At 44.5% G+C, this 14,980-nt stretch carries 14 protein-coding genes; 9 read left to right on the forward strand and 5 right to left on the reverse strand.

The features are described from left to right. Positions 1 to 132: 132 nt before the first annotated feature. Positions 133 to 2,955, reverse strand: coding sequence for an excinuclease ABC subunit UvrA (uvrA, locus tag AC0L46_RS09345; protein ID WP_473503100.1), 2,823 nt, complete (start codon positions 2,953 to 2,955; stop codon positions 133 to 135). Between the two features lie 157 nt (positions 2,956 to 3,112). Here uvrA and AC0L46_RS09350 point away from each other — a divergent pair, with 157 nt between their 5' ends. Both AC0L46_RS09350 and ssb read left to right on the forward strand, forming a co-directional pair. After that, positions 3,113 to 4,471, forward strand: a complete 1,359-nt coding sequence (locus tag AC0L46_RS09350) for an MFS transporter (RefSeq protein ID WP_317005385.1) — start codon at positions 3,113 to 3,115, stop codon at positions 4,469 to 4,471. Positions 4,472 to 4,509: 38 nt separating this feature from the next. Next, positions 4,510 to 5,214: a single-stranded DNA-binding protein gene (ssb, locus tag AC0L46_RS09355; RefSeq protein WP_473503102.1), complete on the forward strand. Its 705-nt coding sequence runs from the start codon at positions 4,510 to 4,512 to the stop codon at positions 5,212 to 5,214. A 121-nt stretch (positions 5,215 to 5,335) separates the two neighbouring features. On the opposite strand, the gene AC0L46_RS09360 is transcribed toward ssb, so the two are convergent. Next, positions 5,336 to 5,737 (reverse strand): Lrp/AsnC family transcriptional regulator, encoded by a 402-nt coding sequence (locus AC0L46_RS09360; RefSeq protein WP_473503104.1) that lies wholly within the window; start codon positions 5,735 to 5,737, stop codon positions 5,336 to 5,338. 183 nt (positions 5,738 to 5,920) lie between these two features. Between AC0L46_RS09360 and AC0L46_RS09365 the strand changes: the two genes are divergently transcribed. The 5 genes from AC0L46_RS09365 (at position 5,921) to AC0L46_RS09385 (ending at position 10,313) form a co-directional block, all read left to right on the forward strand. Further along, positions 5,921 to 6,802, forward strand: coding sequence for an EamA family transporter (locus AC0L46_RS09365; protein WP_473503106.1), 882 nt, complete (start codon positions 5,921 to 5,923; stop codon positions 6,800 to 6,802). A 54-nt stretch (positions 6,803 to 6,856) separates the two neighbouring features. After that, positions 6,857 to 8,005, forward strand: a complete 1,149-nt coding sequence (add, locus tag AC0L46_RS09370; protein WP_473503108.1) for an adenosine deaminase — start codon at positions 6,857 to 6,859, stop codon at positions 8,003 to 8,005. Between the two features lie 27 nt (positions 8,006 to 8,032). Beyond that, entirely contained in the window at positions 8,033 to 8,413 is a 381-nt protein-coding gene (locus AC0L46_RS09375) for a VOC family protein (protein ID WP_473503110.1), read from the forward strand. A gap of 167 nt (positions 8,414 to 8,580) precedes the next feature. Beyond that, a complete protein-coding gene (locus AC0L46_RS09380) occupies positions 8,581 to 9,549 on the forward strand; it encodes a hypothetical protein (protein ID WP_473503111.1) in 969 nt (322 codons plus the stop codon). 71 nt (positions 9,550 to 9,620) lie between these two features. Next, positions 9,621 to 10,313 carry an META domain-containing protein gene (locus AC0L46_RS09385; RefSeq protein ID WP_473503113.1) on the forward strand — a complete coding sequence of 231 codons (693 nt, stop codon included), beginning with the start codon at positions 9,621 to 9,623 and terminating at the stop codon, positions 10,311 to 10,313. A gap of 51 nt (positions 10,314 to 10,364) precedes the next feature. Here AC0L46_RS09385 and AC0L46_RS09390 read toward each other — a convergent pair whose 3' ends face one another. The 3 genes from AC0L46_RS09390 to AC0L46_RS09400 form a co-directional block, all read right to left on the reverse strand. Next, on the reverse strand, positions 10,365 to 10,859 hold the full coding sequence (locus tag AC0L46_RS09390) for a phosphatase domain-containing protein (protein WP_473503115.1): 495 nt from the start codon (positions 10,857 to 10,859) through the stop codon (positions 10,365 to 10,367). A gap of 11 nt (positions 10,860 to 10,870) precedes the next feature. Then, positions 10,871 to 11,920 (reverse strand): bifunctional DNA-binding transcriptional regulator/O6-methylguanine-DNA methyltransferase Ada, encoded by a 1,050-nt coding sequence (gene ada / locus AC0L46_RS09395; protein ID WP_473503117.1) that lies wholly within the window; start codon positions 11,918 to 11,920, stop codon positions 10,871 to 10,873. A 123-nt stretch (positions 11,921 to 12,043) separates the two neighbouring features. After that, positions 12,044 to 12,925, reverse strand: coding sequence for a LysR family transcriptional regulator (locus tag AC0L46_RS09400; protein WP_473503119.1), 882 nt, complete (start codon positions 12,923 to 12,925; stop codon positions 12,044 to 12,046). Between the two features lie 142 nt (positions 12,926 to 13,067). Here AC0L46_RS09400 and AC0L46_RS09405 point away from each other — a divergent pair, with 142 nt between their 5' ends. Together AC0L46_RS09405 and smrA are read left to right on the forward strand one after the other, a co-directional pair. Beyond that, a complete protein-coding gene (locus tag AC0L46_RS09405; RefSeq protein ID WP_473503121.1) occupies positions 13,068 to 13,805 on the forward strand; it encodes an SDR family oxidoreductase in 738 nt (245 codons plus the stop codon). 447 nt (positions 13,806 to 14,252) lie between these two features. After that, positions 14,253 to 14,831, forward strand: a complete 579-nt coding sequence (gene smrA, locus AC0L46_RS09410) for a DNA endonuclease SmrA (protein ID WP_414682734.1) — start codon at positions 14,253 to 14,255, stop codon at positions 14,829 to 14,831. Positions 14,832 to 14,980: the final 149 nt, after the last annotated feature.

Here is a 14,980-nt window from a genome sequence, read left to right on the forward strand (position 1 = left end):
AAAAAAGCCGAGCTTATGCTCGGCTTTTTTTTCGCTGAAATTTATTACTCAAAGTGACTTAAAGGTCAAAAAAAGGCTGATGAAACTCAATTCATCAGCCTTTTTGTCATTTTAGAGTTTGAAATTAATAACCTAGTTCAGCATATCTTTTAAGAATCTACCTGTATGAGATTTCTCAGATTTAGCTATTTCTTCAGGTGTACCTTCCGCAATGATGTAACCACCACCACTTCCGCCTTCAGGGCCTAAGTCTACGATCCAATCAGCAGTCTTAATAACATCCAAGTTATGTTCAATGACAACAACAGTGTTGCCGTGATCTCTTAATCTGTGAAGTACTTTCAGCAGCTGTTCTATATCCGCAAAATGCAGTCCAGTCGTTGGCTCATCAAGAATGTATAAGGTTGTTCCTGTATCTCGCTTAGAGAGCTCTTTTGCCAACTTAACACGTTGTGCTTCACCACCCGATAAGGTGGTAGCCGCTTGCCCCAGGCGAATGTAGCCAAGACCCACATCAATGAGCGTTTGTAGTTTGCGAGCAATCGAAGGTACAGCATCAAAAAACTCACGAGCATTTTCAATGGTCATTTCTAGACACTCATGGATGTTTTTGCCTTTATAGAGTATCTCTAATGTTTCTCGGTTGTAGCGTTTCCCTTTACAGGTGTCACATGGGACATACACATCGGGTAAGAAGTGCATTTCTACTTTAATTACCCCGTCACCCTGACAAGCTTCACAGCGTCCACCTTTGACGTTAAAGCTAAAGCGGCCAGGTTTATAGCCACGAGAGCGAGCTTCTTGTGTAGCAGAGAATAACTCACGCATAGGAGTGAAAATGCCCGTGTACGTCGCTGGGTTAGAGCGAGGAGTACGACCAATTGGGCTCTGGTTAATATCGACACATTTGTCGAATAACTCTAACCCTTCAATTCGATCATGAGGCGCGGCTTTTAGTGTGGTTGCACCGTTTAATGCCGTTGCGGCAAGTGGATACAATGTTCCGTTTATTAAGGTGGATTTGCCTGAGCCAGAAACACCTGTAACACAGGTCATTACACCGACAGGGATATTTAAATCAACAGAGTTGAGGTTGTTGCCAACGGCGCCAATGAGGTTCAATGATTGGTTGTCCTTTGCCTTATGGCGAATACTCGGAATCTCAATTTTGCGTTTGCCAACTAAATACTGACCTGTAATGGATTTCTCACAGTTCATAATGTCTTGCGGTGTTCCGCTGGCAATAATTTCCCCGCCATGAACACCAGCGCCCGGGCCTATGTCGACGACAAAGTCCGCGACACGAATAGCGTCCTCATCATGTTCTACAACAATCACGGTATTTCCCAAGTCTCGTAATCGTGTAAGGGTTGCAATCAGGCGTTCGTTGTCTCTCTGGTGAAGGCCAATGGAAGGTTCATCCAGAATGTACATGACGCCAACAAGGCCAGCGCCAATTTGGCTTGCTAAGCGTATCCGTTGAGCTTCACCACCAGACAATGAATCTGCTTTTCTATCTAAAGTGAGATAGTCCAAACCGACATTGACCAAGAAGGTCAGTCGATCACGAATCTCTTTTAATATTTTAGACGCGATCTCACCTCTGGCGCCTGGTAAATTAAGATTCTCAAAATAGCTTAAGCATTCGGCGATAGGGTAAGTAACAACTTCAGGTAGCGTCTGTTCATTGATGAAAACATGTCGAGCTGAGCGATTCAGTCGAGCGCCGTGACAATCTGGACAAGGCTGTATGCTGATGTATTGGGATAAATCATCGCGAACACTGTCTGATTCGGTCTCGTGATAGCGGCGTTGAAGGTTTGGAATAACACCCTCGAAGGAGTGAGAACGTGTCATTTTGTCTCCACGCTCATTGATATAAACGAAGTCTATCTTGTCTTTACCTGACCCTTGTAAAATCCGCTTTTTGAAGTTGTCCGGAATATCTTGGTATTTGGCTTCAATATCAAAACCGTAATGCTTTGCTAAAGCGCTAAGTTGTTGATAGTAAAAAATGCTGCGTCGTCCCCAGCCTCGAATGGCGCCTTCTGCCAAAGTAAGCGTTGGATCTTGAATAATGCGATCAGGGTCGAACATTTGGTGAGTACCCAGACCGTCACAAGTCTGACAAGCACCATTCGGGTTATTAAAAGAGAACAGCCTTGGTTCCAGCTCGGTTAGGCTATAGCCACAAACAGGGCAAGCAAACTTACTGGAGAAGATATACTCTTCAGACTCGTCATCCATATTAATGGCTTTGGCGATTCCGTCAGACAAACCTAAACAAGTTTCAAACGACTCCGCTAATCTTAGTTGCAAATCAGAGCGTACTTTAAAGCGGTCGATCACCACTTCAATCGTGTGCTTTTTGTTTTTCTCCAGTGTTGGCGCGTCATCTAAATCCACAACAATGCCGTCAATGCGCGCACGAATGAAACCTTTGGATAACAAATCACTGATGGTATGTAAGTGCTCACCTTTGCGATCTTTGACGATCGGAGCGAGCAGCATCATTTTTGTTTCCTCTGGTAGAGATATAATTTTATCTACCATTTGTGATATGGTTTGCGCTTCTAACGGTTCGCCATGATCAGGGCAACGTGGTTGTCCTGCACGAGCAAATAACAAGCGCAAATAATCATATATCTCAGTGATGGTGCCTACTGTCGATCTAGGGTTGTGAGACGTGGATTTTTGCTCGATAGAGATGGCTGGAGACAAGCCTTCAATATGGTCTATGTCTGGTTTTTCCATCATAGATAAAAATTGTCGAGCGTAAGTGGATAGGGATTCTACGTAGCGGCGTTGGCCTTCGGCATACAAGGTGTCAAAAGCGAGAGAAGATTTGCCCGAGCCAGATAAACCTGTGATGACGACAAGTTTGTCTCTTGGAATGTCTAAATCCACATTTTTTAGGTTGTGGGTGCGGGCCCCGCGTATCGTAATGGTATCCATGAGTCTCCCAAGTGAAATTGATCAACAGAGATAAATCTGTCAGTAATTTAAATAACTGTCTATTTTTACAGTAGTTGAAATGGAGCTTCAACGGTATTTTGAGTAAAATGGCTATCTTTTTTCCTTAACCCCTAAGTTAAGTGGTTGTAACTTCCTTATGGATCTACTTGAACGTCGTTCAGTCTTTGCTTTAGCGCTGATCTATCTATTTAGAATGCTAGGCTTATTCCTGATTATGCCTGTCATTAGTGTTGCCGCAGACGGTTTAACTGGTGCCGACGCAGCTTTAATTGGCACCGCCATTGGCATTTATGGTTTGACACAAGCTAGCCTGCAAATTCCCATGGGCATGTGGTCCGATAAAATAGGGCGCAAGCCTGTCATTATTATTGGCTTAATCCTATTTGCCATAGGCAGTTTGATTTGCGCTAATGCCGACGATATAAACACCTTAATTGTTGGTCGAGCGGTACAAGGCGCAGGCGCCATTGCGAGTACTCTCATGGCGTTATTAAGTGACGTGACGCGTGAGCAAAACCGCACCAAAGCCATGGCCATTGTTGGCATTAGTATTGGTGCTTCCTTTATGATTTCCCTAGTATTGGGGCCTTGGATATTCTCTTTAGTCGGCCTTTCAGGGTTGTTTTATTTATCCTTTGCTCTATCTGTACTGGGAATTGGACTGATCTTATTTGCGGTACCAAATATTGTTCAACATACCTTTCGCCGAGATACGACTCCGAGCTTGCTCGCGTTAGGGGAAGTGTTGAAAGATAAGCGATTAGGCTTTTTGAATGTCAGCGTATTATTGTTGCATGCCAGTTTAACCGCGTTATTTATAACGATACCAAACTTACTCATTGAGCACTTTGATTTACCCCTGTCTCAACACAGCTGGCTCTACTTAACCGTCATGGGTTTTGCCTTTGTAGGTATGTTACCATTGGTGATTATTGCCGAATCAAAAGGCAAAATGAAAAGCGTTTTAGTTTTTGTGCTTATGCTATTGGGCGCAAGTGCGATCTTGTTACAATGGACACATTCTATTTGGTTGTTTGGTGTCTTACTTTGGGGCTATTTTGTTGGCTTTAATGCATTGGAAGCGACATTGCCTTCCTTAATAAGCAAGCAAGCTCCAGTGGGTTATCGTGGCACGGCAATGGGTGTGTTTTCGACACATCAATTTATAGGTTCTTTTTTGGGTGGTGTCGGCGGTGGTTGGTTACTGCAGAACTATTCAAACAGCGGCATATTCTGGGTGGTTGGTGTTGTCTTCTTAGCTTGGTCACTGGTTGCTTTAGCGCAAGCAGCACCTCGTCAGCTAAGCAGTCTTGCGTTCAGCTTACCCAATATGACCGAAACAGAAATAACTAAGTTGGCGGATCAACTTATTAAAATCCAAGGAGTGGAAGGTATGCAAATATTCAAAGATGAGCAAACCGCTTATCTTAAAGTTGATAAAAAGATCTTAGATAAAGAGAGTTTGAAGCATCTGGCGCCTCAAATTGCTCTTTAGAAAAACATTATTTTACTTTTTAGTTGGAGAACTAGGTCATGGCCCGTGGAATAAACAAAGTAATCTTGATAGGTAATGCCGGCAATGATGCCGAAGTACGCTTTATGCCATCCGGCGCTGCGGTTGCAAACGTTAACTTAGCAACAACAGAAAGCTGGCGTGATAAGCAAACTGGCCAAATGCAAGAACGTACAGAATGGCACCGTGTTTCATTCATGGACCGTGGTAACTTCCGTCTTGGTCAGATCGCGGGTGATTACATCAAGAAAGGCTCTAAAGTTTACGTAGAAGGTTCATTACGTACTCGTGAGTGGGAAAAAGACGGCATCAAACGTTACACAACAGAAATCGTTGCCAACGAAATGCAATTGTTAGATGGCCGTAACGACGGTGGAGCTCAAGGTGGTTATGGCAACAGCGCGCCACAACAAGCCGCACCTCAGCAAGGCGGTTATGGTCAAGCGCCAGCGGCAGCACCTCAACAAGCGCCACAAGGCTTTAATCAGCCACAAGGTGGATATGGTCAAGAGCCACAACAGGCTGCACCCGCTCAAGCGGCACCACAACCACAATCTTTTGGTAGCTGGGGCAATGCACCTCAACAAGCGCCAGCTCAAGCTGCACCACAGCAGCGTCCGCCACAAGCAGCGCAGCCAGCTAGACAGGCACCGCAGCAACCAGCGGCACCTAAACCACAGCAAGCACCAAACTTCGACGATTTCGATGATGATATCCCGTTCTGAGGATTGTCTTAAAAGGTTGTTCCAGCTCGTTTAGAAATAGCTTAAAAGCCTCGCTAATGCGGGGCTTTTTTGTTGAGCGGGTAGTATAAAATCTTCGTGCTTTTACTTTGATTGAGAGCAGCTACCCAGCCGGCGGTATTGGGCTGTTGGCTTTGGCGTGTTTGAGTACCACTAGGGTGCGAAAGTATTTCACGCTGTCGTCTTTGTGCAGTACGCGGTTGGCAAAGTCATCGAAGGCTTCCATGTCGGTAGACAGTACTTGCAGCACCACATCATGATCGCCTGTTACACACCAAGAATCGAGCACTTCTGGCTCCTTGTTAACCCGAGCAAGGAAGCTGTTTATGATGGCGTTGTGGTCTCTTTCAAAGGTGATCATGACGAGCATGCTTAGAGGCCAACCCATGGTTTTGGGTTTGACGATGGCCATTTCCTTTTCAATAACACCACTGCTGCGCAGTTGTCTCACTCGGCGATAGCAAGCAGGTTCTGACAGGCCGATTTTTTCGGCAATCAAGCTCATGGAAGCTTTGGCATCTATTTGCAGCTGTTCGAGGATCTTCTTATCTAATGCGTCCATCAGTTTTTAGCCTTTCTTAGCGGGATTTTGATAAAAATTATCAAATCTAAGTGAAATACGACTTAGAAATATACCTCAAACTGATAAATTTTATCTCATCTTCTTCGACCTATTAGAGATTAACTTATGATGACGACTTCACCCTCGTTCAAACTCGTGGCTTCTTTGGCGGCGCTGTTGATGGCTATTGTATCTATTACCGCAGGCGCCGCATTGGCTAAATCTATGTTCTCTGTATTCACTCCAGAAAATGTCACTGTGCTGCGTTTATCTGTGTCGGCAGTCATTTTGTTTTTTGGATTAAAGGCTTGGCGAGTACGTTTTACTCGTGACAATTTCCTCACCATATTTGCCTATGGGATAACCGTCGCTGGAATGAATTTGTTTTTTTACATGTCGATCAAAACGGTACCCGTTGGTGTGGCATTGGCGGTTGAGCTGATTGGTCCTTTGTGTGTAGCGACGCTTTATTCCCAGCACCGATTGGATTATGTGTGGATTTTGTTAGCGGCAATAGGCGTTTATTTATTGTTGCCAAAGTCAGCACAAGTGGAGAATCTTGATGTAGAAGGGCTGCTCTATGCGCTGGTGGCGGCATTTTTTTGGGGAACGTATATCTTAATGGGAAAGAGAGCGGGTAAATACTTTGGAAATAAGGCGCCGCCATTAGGTTTGGTGTTTGCCTCATTAGTTGTAATACCAGCAGGAGATGGCGTATTCATTACTCAGTTATTAGACATTCATTTATTGCTCTTCGCTGTATTGATTGCGTTATTGTCTAGTGCTATTCCTTTGATGTTAGAGATGTTTGCACTGCGTAATTTACCGACTCATGTTTATGGTGTCATGGCGAGTGGTGAGCCTGTGATGGGAGCGATTGTGAGTTTCTTTATTCTAGGAGAGCAATTGTCTTTGCTTCAATGTTTGGGAGTTGGGGCAATCGTGACTTCCTCTGTTTGTATAGCGCTTTCACCTTTGTATTTAAGAACGCGTAACTTTTCACGATAGAAAATATTCGCTTCCTCTCGCCTTGTCGCGTCCAATTAAGTTACCCTTTCTCTTATGATGAATTTACCTAAAGTTGTTTTACATGAGCATATTGAAGGCTCGGTGACGCCTGAGTTGGCGTTGGTGTTGGCGAAGAAGTACGGTGTTTCTTTGCCTGTCGGGTTTCTGTATGAAGAAGGCGAGTATGATGCGGTGGATTTTCCGAATGGTCGCTATCAATACGATGAGTCGGATTTTGGTGAGTTCATTAGAACGTACGATGTTGTGGCGGATTTGATTCGTGAGCCAGATGATTACTATCTTGTCACAAAAGATTATTTATCTAGAAATTCGCAAAAAGGCATGGTGTATTGTGAGTTGATTACCTCTGCTCATCATCTTTGTTTTACTGAGTTGTCTGACGGAAGCTCGGAGTTAGACAGCAGAAAATATCATGACATCATGGATGCCATTGATCAGGCGATCCTTGATGTGAAAGCCGAATTCGGTACGGAAACGCGACTTCATGGATGCGCCGTACGCCATCTTGATCTGTCCGATATTGAGCGCAGTGTGCGTTTCATTAAAGATAATCCGCGCTCAATGATCACCGGGTTTAATATTGCGGGTAATGAAATGGCGGGACACTTTTCTGACTTTCATTATGTGCATGATCTTGTTGAGGAAATTCCATTATCTAAGTCTTATCACGCGGGCGAAATTTGCGGGCCAGAAAGCATTCGCAGTGCTTTAGCTTGTGGCGCGAAGCGCATTGGTCATGGCATCGCGGCGATCAAGGATGAGTCTTTGATGGATGAATTGATTGCAAACCATATCACGCTTGAGATTTCGCCAAGCAGCAATCGAATTCTGGTACCTGAATTTAACCAATCTCTTGATTATCATCCTCTTAGAAAAATCTACGAACGAGGCGTACGTATTACCATCAATACAGACGATGCAGGCTTGTTTGGTACGGACATTGGTAAAGAGTATCAAATCGCGGAACAGGTGTTTGGCTTCTCGCGGGTCGAGCTTTTGGACATCACCTTGTGTGCGCTGGAAGCGGCGTTTATCTCAGATGAAGCAAAGCAAACCTTGATGGATTCGGTATATGACACCTTTAGCGACTCAGATAAAGAAGCGTTAAAGCAACGCTGTTTAACGCTGCAATCCGGTGCCTTGTTTGAGCGTTTGTATGCTCGTTTAGGGCGTTTAAACTAATCATTTACATTAGAACAGGATAACAAAATGCTATTAGGCGCAATGCTAGGAACCAATGATCTCATGAAAGCAGGGGCTTTTTATGATGAAGTGCTTGGCACTATTGATATGGTGCGTACCATGACTGTGGAAGGTGAAATTGGTTATGGCTCTAAAGGCGGTTCAAGTTGTTTTTGGGTTTTGACGCCTTTTAATAAAAAGCCTGCAACGGTAGGTAATGGCGTGCAAATTAGCTTTCAGGCATCGAGCAATGAAGCGGTTGATCGCTTTTACCAAGCCGCTTTGTCTGCTGGTGGCGTAGACGAAGGTGCGCCAGATTATCGCTATCGACCACATTATTATGGCGCTTACTGTCGAGATTTGGACGGCAATAAACTTCATGTAGTGCATGAGGCAAATCCTAGCTAAAGGAAGTTAAGTGAACCGAGAAACGCTGCTTGTGTTTTAAATGAGTTGAGATCTTTACGCAATTCAAAGATTCGCTGACATAGATTTACGGATGCCTCGTTATACTTCATGTCAGTTAGCGTTTCGCTTGTTGCGCGGATCAGAATGTTTAGAGGGAGTGTATGTGTATGTCGAAAAATCAAATGGGTTCTATATTGTCTGTGGTGATGTTAGGCCTCGGACTTCCTGCATTGGCGGTCGCCAGTTCAACTTCATCTTATCAAGGCACAGGCAGCCTGACTCAAGGCGGCGCAACCACGTTAGTGTCCAACTTATTTGATTGTTCCAATGGTTATAGTCGCCCCTCGCCAGTAGGCGAAATAACCGATCAAGAGGGTAAAGTCTGGACGGTTCCGGCAGCGAACTTGTTTCAGTCTGGGACAAAGGCAAACGATTTATATGAGGAATGCCACCAAATTACACCATCTGGCTTAGCGCAAGTTGATGAAGCATCCGTTCCTGCTGTGGAAGTAGATCCTGATGGAGAAGTGGTGACGGGTTATATCTTTGCGGATAACTATTTTGAGCTTTACGTAAATGGCAAGCTGATTGGTGTCGATTCCGTTCCTTTCACTCCTTTTAACTCCAGCATCGTGAAATTTAAAGTCAATAAGCCTTACACTTTGGCGGTGAAAGTTATTGATTGGGAAGAAAATTTAGGCCTCGGCTCAGAACGTAATCGCGGCACCAAGTATCATCCAGGAGACGGCGGTTTTATTGCTAGCTTTAGTGATGGCACAGTGACCAATGATGATTGGCAAGCGCAAACCTTTTATACCTCGCCTGTTTATGATCTGAGCTGTTTGAGTGAAGAAGCTGGTGCTCGACTATCCAAGAGTTGCCAAACGCGAGGGCAAGATGATCAAAGTGAAGTGTATGGCGTGCATTGGTCTGTTCCGGCAGATTGGTTGAGTGAAGACTTCGACGACAGCACTTGGCCGCAAGCAACGCTATACAGTGAAGACGATATAGGTGTTGATAATAAGCGCAGTTATATGAACTTTATTGATCAGTTCAGTGGCGCAGGCGCTCAGTTTATTTGGTCGAGCAACGTGGTGCTCGATAATGAAGTGTTACTGAGATATCAGGTTAAGTAGTTGTTTTAATGAGTGGTTGGTAAATCCGCCACTCTTAGCTTGTGAAGAGATATTATTTCTAGGGATAGAAAATGCCAAAAAGCATGTTGTTGGGAGTATTGCTGGCCAGTATTCAGTTGGTCGGATGCAGCGCTATATCGGAAGACACAGACGAATCTACATTAGCCGTTTTACATGAAGATCTTTTATCTGGTTCATGGCAAGTCGAAGACATTGATCAAGCGGGCATTATTGACAGTAGCATGATGACGGTTGAGTTCGGTGCTGAAGGGCGAATCGCTGGTTTTACTGGCTGTAATCGCTACAGTGCAAATGTGGATACTGAGCAAGGGCGCTTTATTGTTAGCGAGGCTGTGTCGACACGTCGAGCTTGTGTTCCGGCAATCGGAAAGCAAGAATCACGTTTTCTGGCTGCGTTACAAGATGCTTCCAGATACGAATGGCAAGAGCATAAAGGGCTGGTGGTTTATGACGCTAATAACGAGCAGCGACTTAAATTAGTCAAAATGTCGCCTCAAGAAAAACCCATTGATAAAGGCTTAAGCAAGATAAATCGGTATCAATGCGATCAAATCGGAGAGGTTCAATTTCGTTTCGTTGGGCCTGAAACCATAGAGCTTACGGCAAGTGAACAAACGCGTATTTTACAGCGCCAGCCGACGGCGTCTGGCGCGCAATATACAGATGATAAAGTGCGCTTTTGGAACAAAGGAAGCGAAGCGATGTTGTCTGTAGCTGGCGTAACCTATTCTTGTGAAGGATAAGCTCCTGTTTTGGGCTTATCCTTCATTTGGTCGTGAGCGAATAACAGGCAGTTAAAAACCATATTGCTCTTCAAGAAAGGCCACGTGCGCTGGAATCGTCAAAGATGTCGGGCGAATGGATTGGACGAGAGATTTAGCGCGTTCCCACTGATATCCAGATTCCAGCAATAATATCGCCGCCATCATGCCTGTGCGTCCTGTCCCTCCACGGCAATGAATCACAATGGTCTTTTTCTCTTTTAAATGACCAAGTATTGCTTCTTTGACTGGACTAAACGCGTTGAAAAAGTCTTGCTCAGGAGCGTGGTCGTCTTCCACAGGCAGTTGGTACCAAATCATGCCTTGTTGTTCTGTTTCTTTGCCAAGCTCGGTGACTTTTAGTTTGGCAATCTCATCATTGGGTAACATGCTGATAATGATATCCGCGCCTGCTTCTTTGAGCGTGTGAATCGAAGACGCTAAGTCAGCTTCTTTTGTACCGGGGCAAGGCGTGAAAATAAAAGTAGCGCCATTGTCTAATGTCAGTCGGTCATAAGGATGTGTCATAGATTGGACTCCTATTTCTCATTGTTTAATAAGGTTTGTTTTCTTTCTAATCCCCAGCGATAACCCCCTAATCCGCCGTCGCTTCTTAATACTCGATGACAGGGTATTAAGACGCCAATGCGGTTTTTTCCGCAGGCTGTACCAACCGCTCTGACGGCGTTGGGCTTGCCTATTTTTTCAGCCACGTCTTTGTAGGTCATGGTTTCTCCTTCTCGGATTTGAGTGAGAAACTGCCAAACTGTCATTTGAAAAGCCGTGCCTCGAATATCCAAGGGAATGTTTGGACGAGGAGCATTGTGGTTGATGTGTTGATCCAGAGCCTCGATCCAATGGTCTAGCTGGATGGAATCTTGTGCTGGGGATTTTTTCAAATCGGCGCTTGGGAACTCTTCGTGTAATTGCTGGATAAGCTGGCCTTGGTCATCGCCAAATTGAACACAGCAAACGCCTTTTTCTGTGGCGGCCATGAGCAAGACACCAAATTGAGTTGAGCGGCAGGCATAATGAATTTCTTCGCCAATGCCTCCTTTCTGGTAAGTTTTAGGCGTCATGCCTATCTGTCTTAATGTTTCTCCATAGATTCGACTGTCTGAACTGAATCCTGATGCATGAATGGCTGTTGTTACTTGGCTTCCTTGCTTTAGGTTTTGTTTAAATTTTTTCATTCTTAGGGCATCTTGATAGTGTTTTGGTGAAATGCCAAAAGTATCTTTGAAGGCTTTTTGTAAGCGTGATGGGGAAAGTTTCACGACTTTACTGAGGGATTCCAAAGTGATCTTTTCCTCGGCATGTTTTTCTATGTGTCTGGCCAGATCAATGGCTTCTTGATGGCGTGGGTCGTTTCCCGCTGGATGACAACGTTTGCAGGGACGAAACCCCATAGTCATAGCCGATTCTATGTCGGGAAAGAATCTCAAATGATCTGGGTAGGCTTGTTTTGTTGAGCAAGATGGTTGGCAAAATATGCCTGTTGTGATGACGCCGTAATAGAATACGCCATCAAACAGAGAATTTCTTTTTGCCACTGCTAGGATCATGTCTTGTTCGGAGGGCATGGTCATTCTGATATTCGCTCTTTTGCTACTTAGGGATTATCTGATCACAATTGTTTTCGCTATGCCATCTGATTCTTGCCGAGTAATTTGAAGAGCTCTTGATGCTTGTTCTGCCTTTTCAAAAGGCTTTTAAAAAGACAGACTTTCTAACCATTCAATAAAGACTTTTACTCTTGGGGAATGTGTTCGGTTTCTCGGATAAAGAATGCAAACGGGAGAAGAGCTTGGTGGATGGTTAGGAATCAGTTCGACCAGTTCGCCATTCGCTAGTTCTTTTTCGACATGATATTTAGGCGCTTGAATGATGCCTAGGCCCATTTTTGCTGCGGATATAAGCGTTTCTGCTGAGTTGACCATGAGCGATGTTGTCGGCTTTTGAGTGATGATCTTACCATCCATCATAAATTCTAATGGCATAGGAGTACGGCTTCCTGTTGTACGAAAACCTATCATCTTGTGTCTTGCTATGTCGTCTGGATGGTGAGGTGTACCAAACTTTTCTAGATAACTTGGTGCCGCTAAAGTGGCTTCATTCAACTGTGTGATTTCTCTTGCGACCAAATCTTCTGCTTGAGGTTGGCCAACTCGCAGTACGCAATCTATGCCTTCACGAACGAGGTCAACGAGCTGATCACCTTCGCTCATATAGAGTTCTATGTCTGGGTAGCGTGATAAAAATGTCGGAAGAGCAGGCAGTAAAAAATGCCGAGCAAGTGTGCCATGCACATCGACCCGTAATAGGCCTTTTGGGTTGTGTCCTGAGAAGGTGCTTTCCGCATCTTCCACATCACTGATTATAGATAAGCAGCGATGATAGAAATCCTCACCATCTAACGTAGGCGTGACTTGTCTCGTTGTTCTCTCAAGTAAACGAACACCCAGTTTGTGCTCTATTTTTTTGATGGCATCTGTGACGGTTGAACGAGGCAGATCCAAATCTTTGGCAGCGAGAGTAAAACTGCGCCTTTCAAGCACGCGTGTGAAAACGCGCATTGCATCGATTCTATCCATAATTGTTTGCTATTTTCGGATTCTGATAACGAATATTAGGTAATTATCCGAAAAATCTAAAGTGTTAGTCTGATGTTTCTCTTGGCAAGGTTGGAAAAGCCTTCCATATAAAGTAATCAGCAAAACAAGTGGAGAAGAGGATATGGCAAATAATCAGCGAGTTGTATTGGTGACGGGAGCATCACGAGGTATTGGTGCTGAGGTGGCAAAACGTTTAGCGAAAGACGGTTTCGCTGTGGCGATTAATTACAGCAGTAACCAGCAAGCAGCGGAAGCGGTGCAAAAGGAAATTGAAGCGAGTAATGGTGTTGCAGCGATCTTTCAAGCAAATATGGCAAGTTCCGCCGAAGTGGATCGTATGTTCACTGATATTAAAGCGAAATTTGGCGGTATAGATGTTCTGATAAATAATGCGGGTGTTATGGCGCTAGGGCCATTGGCGGCTGTAACGGATGAAGTGATAGATCAGCATATTGATATCAATTTAAAAGGTTCGTTATATGCTCTAAGAGCGGCGGCTCAGCATTTAAATGACGGTGGCCGAGTGGTGAATTTATCCACGACAGTGGTGGGATTAAAACTGGAAAACTACAGTGTTTATGCTGCGACAAAAGGGGCGATTGAAGTGGCGACAGGCATCTTGGCGAAAGAAATGCGTGGTCGCAATATTACGGTGAATGCGGTGGCTCCTGGACCAACGGCGACGGATTTGTTTTTAGAAGGTAAGCCACAAGAAGTCATTGAGCGTATGAGTAAAATGAGTCCGCTTGAGCGCTTAGGTAAACCAAGTGATATTGCGGGAAGCATTGCTTTTCTTGTTGGCTCAGATGGTGGTTGGATTAATGGTCAAACGCTTCGTGCAAATGGCGGCCTAGTGTAATCATGCACTCCTTAAATATGATTCTTGGTGGTTTTGCGCTCTTGGCTTTTTTCCTTGTATTGGAGACGAAACAGGTAAGTCTGGTTTCCCGCATTATGAGGCTTGAGGTGTATCTTGTACTTTGGAGCGCAGTCTCATTGGTGAATATGTGGTTAGGAATAACAAGGGCAGGCTATGGTTTTGTTGAAGAACTTTTTATCCTGCCTTTGATTTGGTCACCACCTGGACTGTTCGCCATTTGGTTGTTGAGAAAACGGAGAAAGAATCGACTTTCCGAAAAATGCTGACAATCTGTGCTGTGGCTTGGTTATGCTGTTATAATTCACGCATCTTAAGGTATGTTAATTAAGCGAAAAGCTGAGAAATCTTTAATGGGCTCCTTTGGGAGCCTTTTTCTGTTTTGGCGGTCTTAATGAGTGTGATGAATGGTATTTGAGGTGAATAACGATGGCAGATGATGAGACATCTTTGTTTGCTCAAGAAGTGGCAGGCATTAAGCCGCTTGATAAAAGCGAAGTGTACCTTGCAAAAAAAGGCCCGCAGGTGGACTTTGAAGAGCGCCAGAAAGCGGCGATGATTGCAAAAGAAGCAGATAAGAACCATCTTTCCCAAGATTACATAGAGAAGGTTGAGCCTAACGACGTGCTGGAATATAAACGCTCTGGTGTACAAGATGGTGTTTTTAAACGTCTTCGTCAGGGCAAATACGGCATTGAGGCTAGGTTAGATTTGCATAATCACACAGTGGCTCAAGCCCGAGAGCAGGTTTATCAATTTGTGGATGATTGTATGCGCAACGATATTCGCGTCGCGATTATTGTGCATGGCAAAGGGGAGCGAACGCCAGACCCTGAGAGTCGAGCCATGTTAAAAAGCCATATAAACAAGTGGTTACGAGATCTGGATGCTGTGATGGCGTTCCATAGTGCTCAGCGATATCACGGCGGTTTAGGTGCCGTGTATGTGTTATTGAAGAAGACTGAAAAAGCGCGCTTAGATGACTGGGAAAAACATCAGAAACGCTAGACTTTTTTGTCGCTAAAATAGAAAGCTTTCATGTTATTTCGTGCAGTAAAAGCCATATTTTTGCTATAATCCCGCCACTTTACTGACTTGAGTTTATCCAAGCAGTCCCAAACATTATTGTCATCGCATTCTAATTCTATTGAGGTAGA

It is taken from the genome of Marinomonas sp. 15G6-16 (assembly GCF_055809555.1).

What these genes read in the sequence shown, in the direction of transcription:
- ada (WP_473503117.1), bottom strand. Translation starts at nt 11,920, where the DNA reads ATGACCATGCCCTCCGAACAAGACATGATCCTAGCAGTGGCAAAAAGA.
- AC0L46_RS09385 (WP_473503113.1), top strand. Translation starts at nt 9,621, where the DNA reads ATGCCAAAAAGCATGTTGTTGGGAGTATTGCTGGCCAGTATTCAGTTG.
- AC0L46_RS09365 (WP_473503106.1), top strand. Translation starts at nt 5,921, where the DNA reads ATGATGACGACTTCACCCTCGTTCAAACTCGTGGCTTCTTTGGCGGCG.
- AC0L46_RS09390 (WP_473503115.1), bottom strand. Translation starts at nt 10,859, where the DNA reads ATGACACATCCTTATGACCGACTGACATTAGACAATGGCGCTACTTTT.
- AC0L46_RS09375 (WP_473503110.1), top strand. Translation starts at nt 8,033, where the DNA reads ATGCTATTAGGCGCAATGCTAGGAACCAATGATCTCATGAAAGCAGGG.
- AC0L46_RS09405 (WP_473503121.1), top strand. Translation starts at nt 13,068, where the DNA reads ATGGCAAATAATCAGCGAGTTGTATTGGTGACGGGAGCATCACGAGGT.
- uvrA (WP_473503100.1), bottom strand. Translation starts at nt 2,955, where the DNA reads ATGGATACCATTACGATACGCGGGGCCCGCACCCACAACCTAAAAAAT.
- AC0L46_RS09360 (WP_473503104.1), bottom strand. Translation starts at nt 5,737, where the DNA reads ATGAGCTTGATTGCCGAAAAAATCGGCCTGTCAGAACCTGCTTGCTAT.
- add (WP_473503108.1), top strand. Translation starts at nt 6,857, where the DNA reads ATGATGAATTTACCTAAAGTTGTTTTACATGAGCATATTGAAGGCTCG.
- AC0L46_RS09380 (WP_473503111.1), top strand. Translation starts at nt 8,581, where the DNA reads ATGTCGAAAAATCAAATGGGTTCTATATTGTCTGTGGTGATGTTAGGC.
- ssb (WP_473503102.1), top strand. Translation starts at nt 4,510, where the DNA reads ATGGCCCGTGGAATAAACAAAGTAATCTTGATAGGTAATGCCGGCAAT.
- AC0L46_RS09350 (WP_317005385.1), top strand. Translation starts at nt 3,113, where the DNA reads ATGGATCTACTTGAACGTCGTTCAGTCTTTGCTTTAGCGCTGATCTAT.
- smrA (WP_414682734.1), top strand. Translation starts at nt 14,253, where the DNA reads ATGGCAGATGATGAGACATCTTTGTTTGCTCAAGAAGTGGCAGGCATT.
- AC0L46_RS09400 (WP_473503119.1), bottom strand. Translation starts at nt 12,925, where the DNA reads ATGGATAGAATCGATGCAATGCGCGTTTTCACACGCGTGCTTGAAAGG.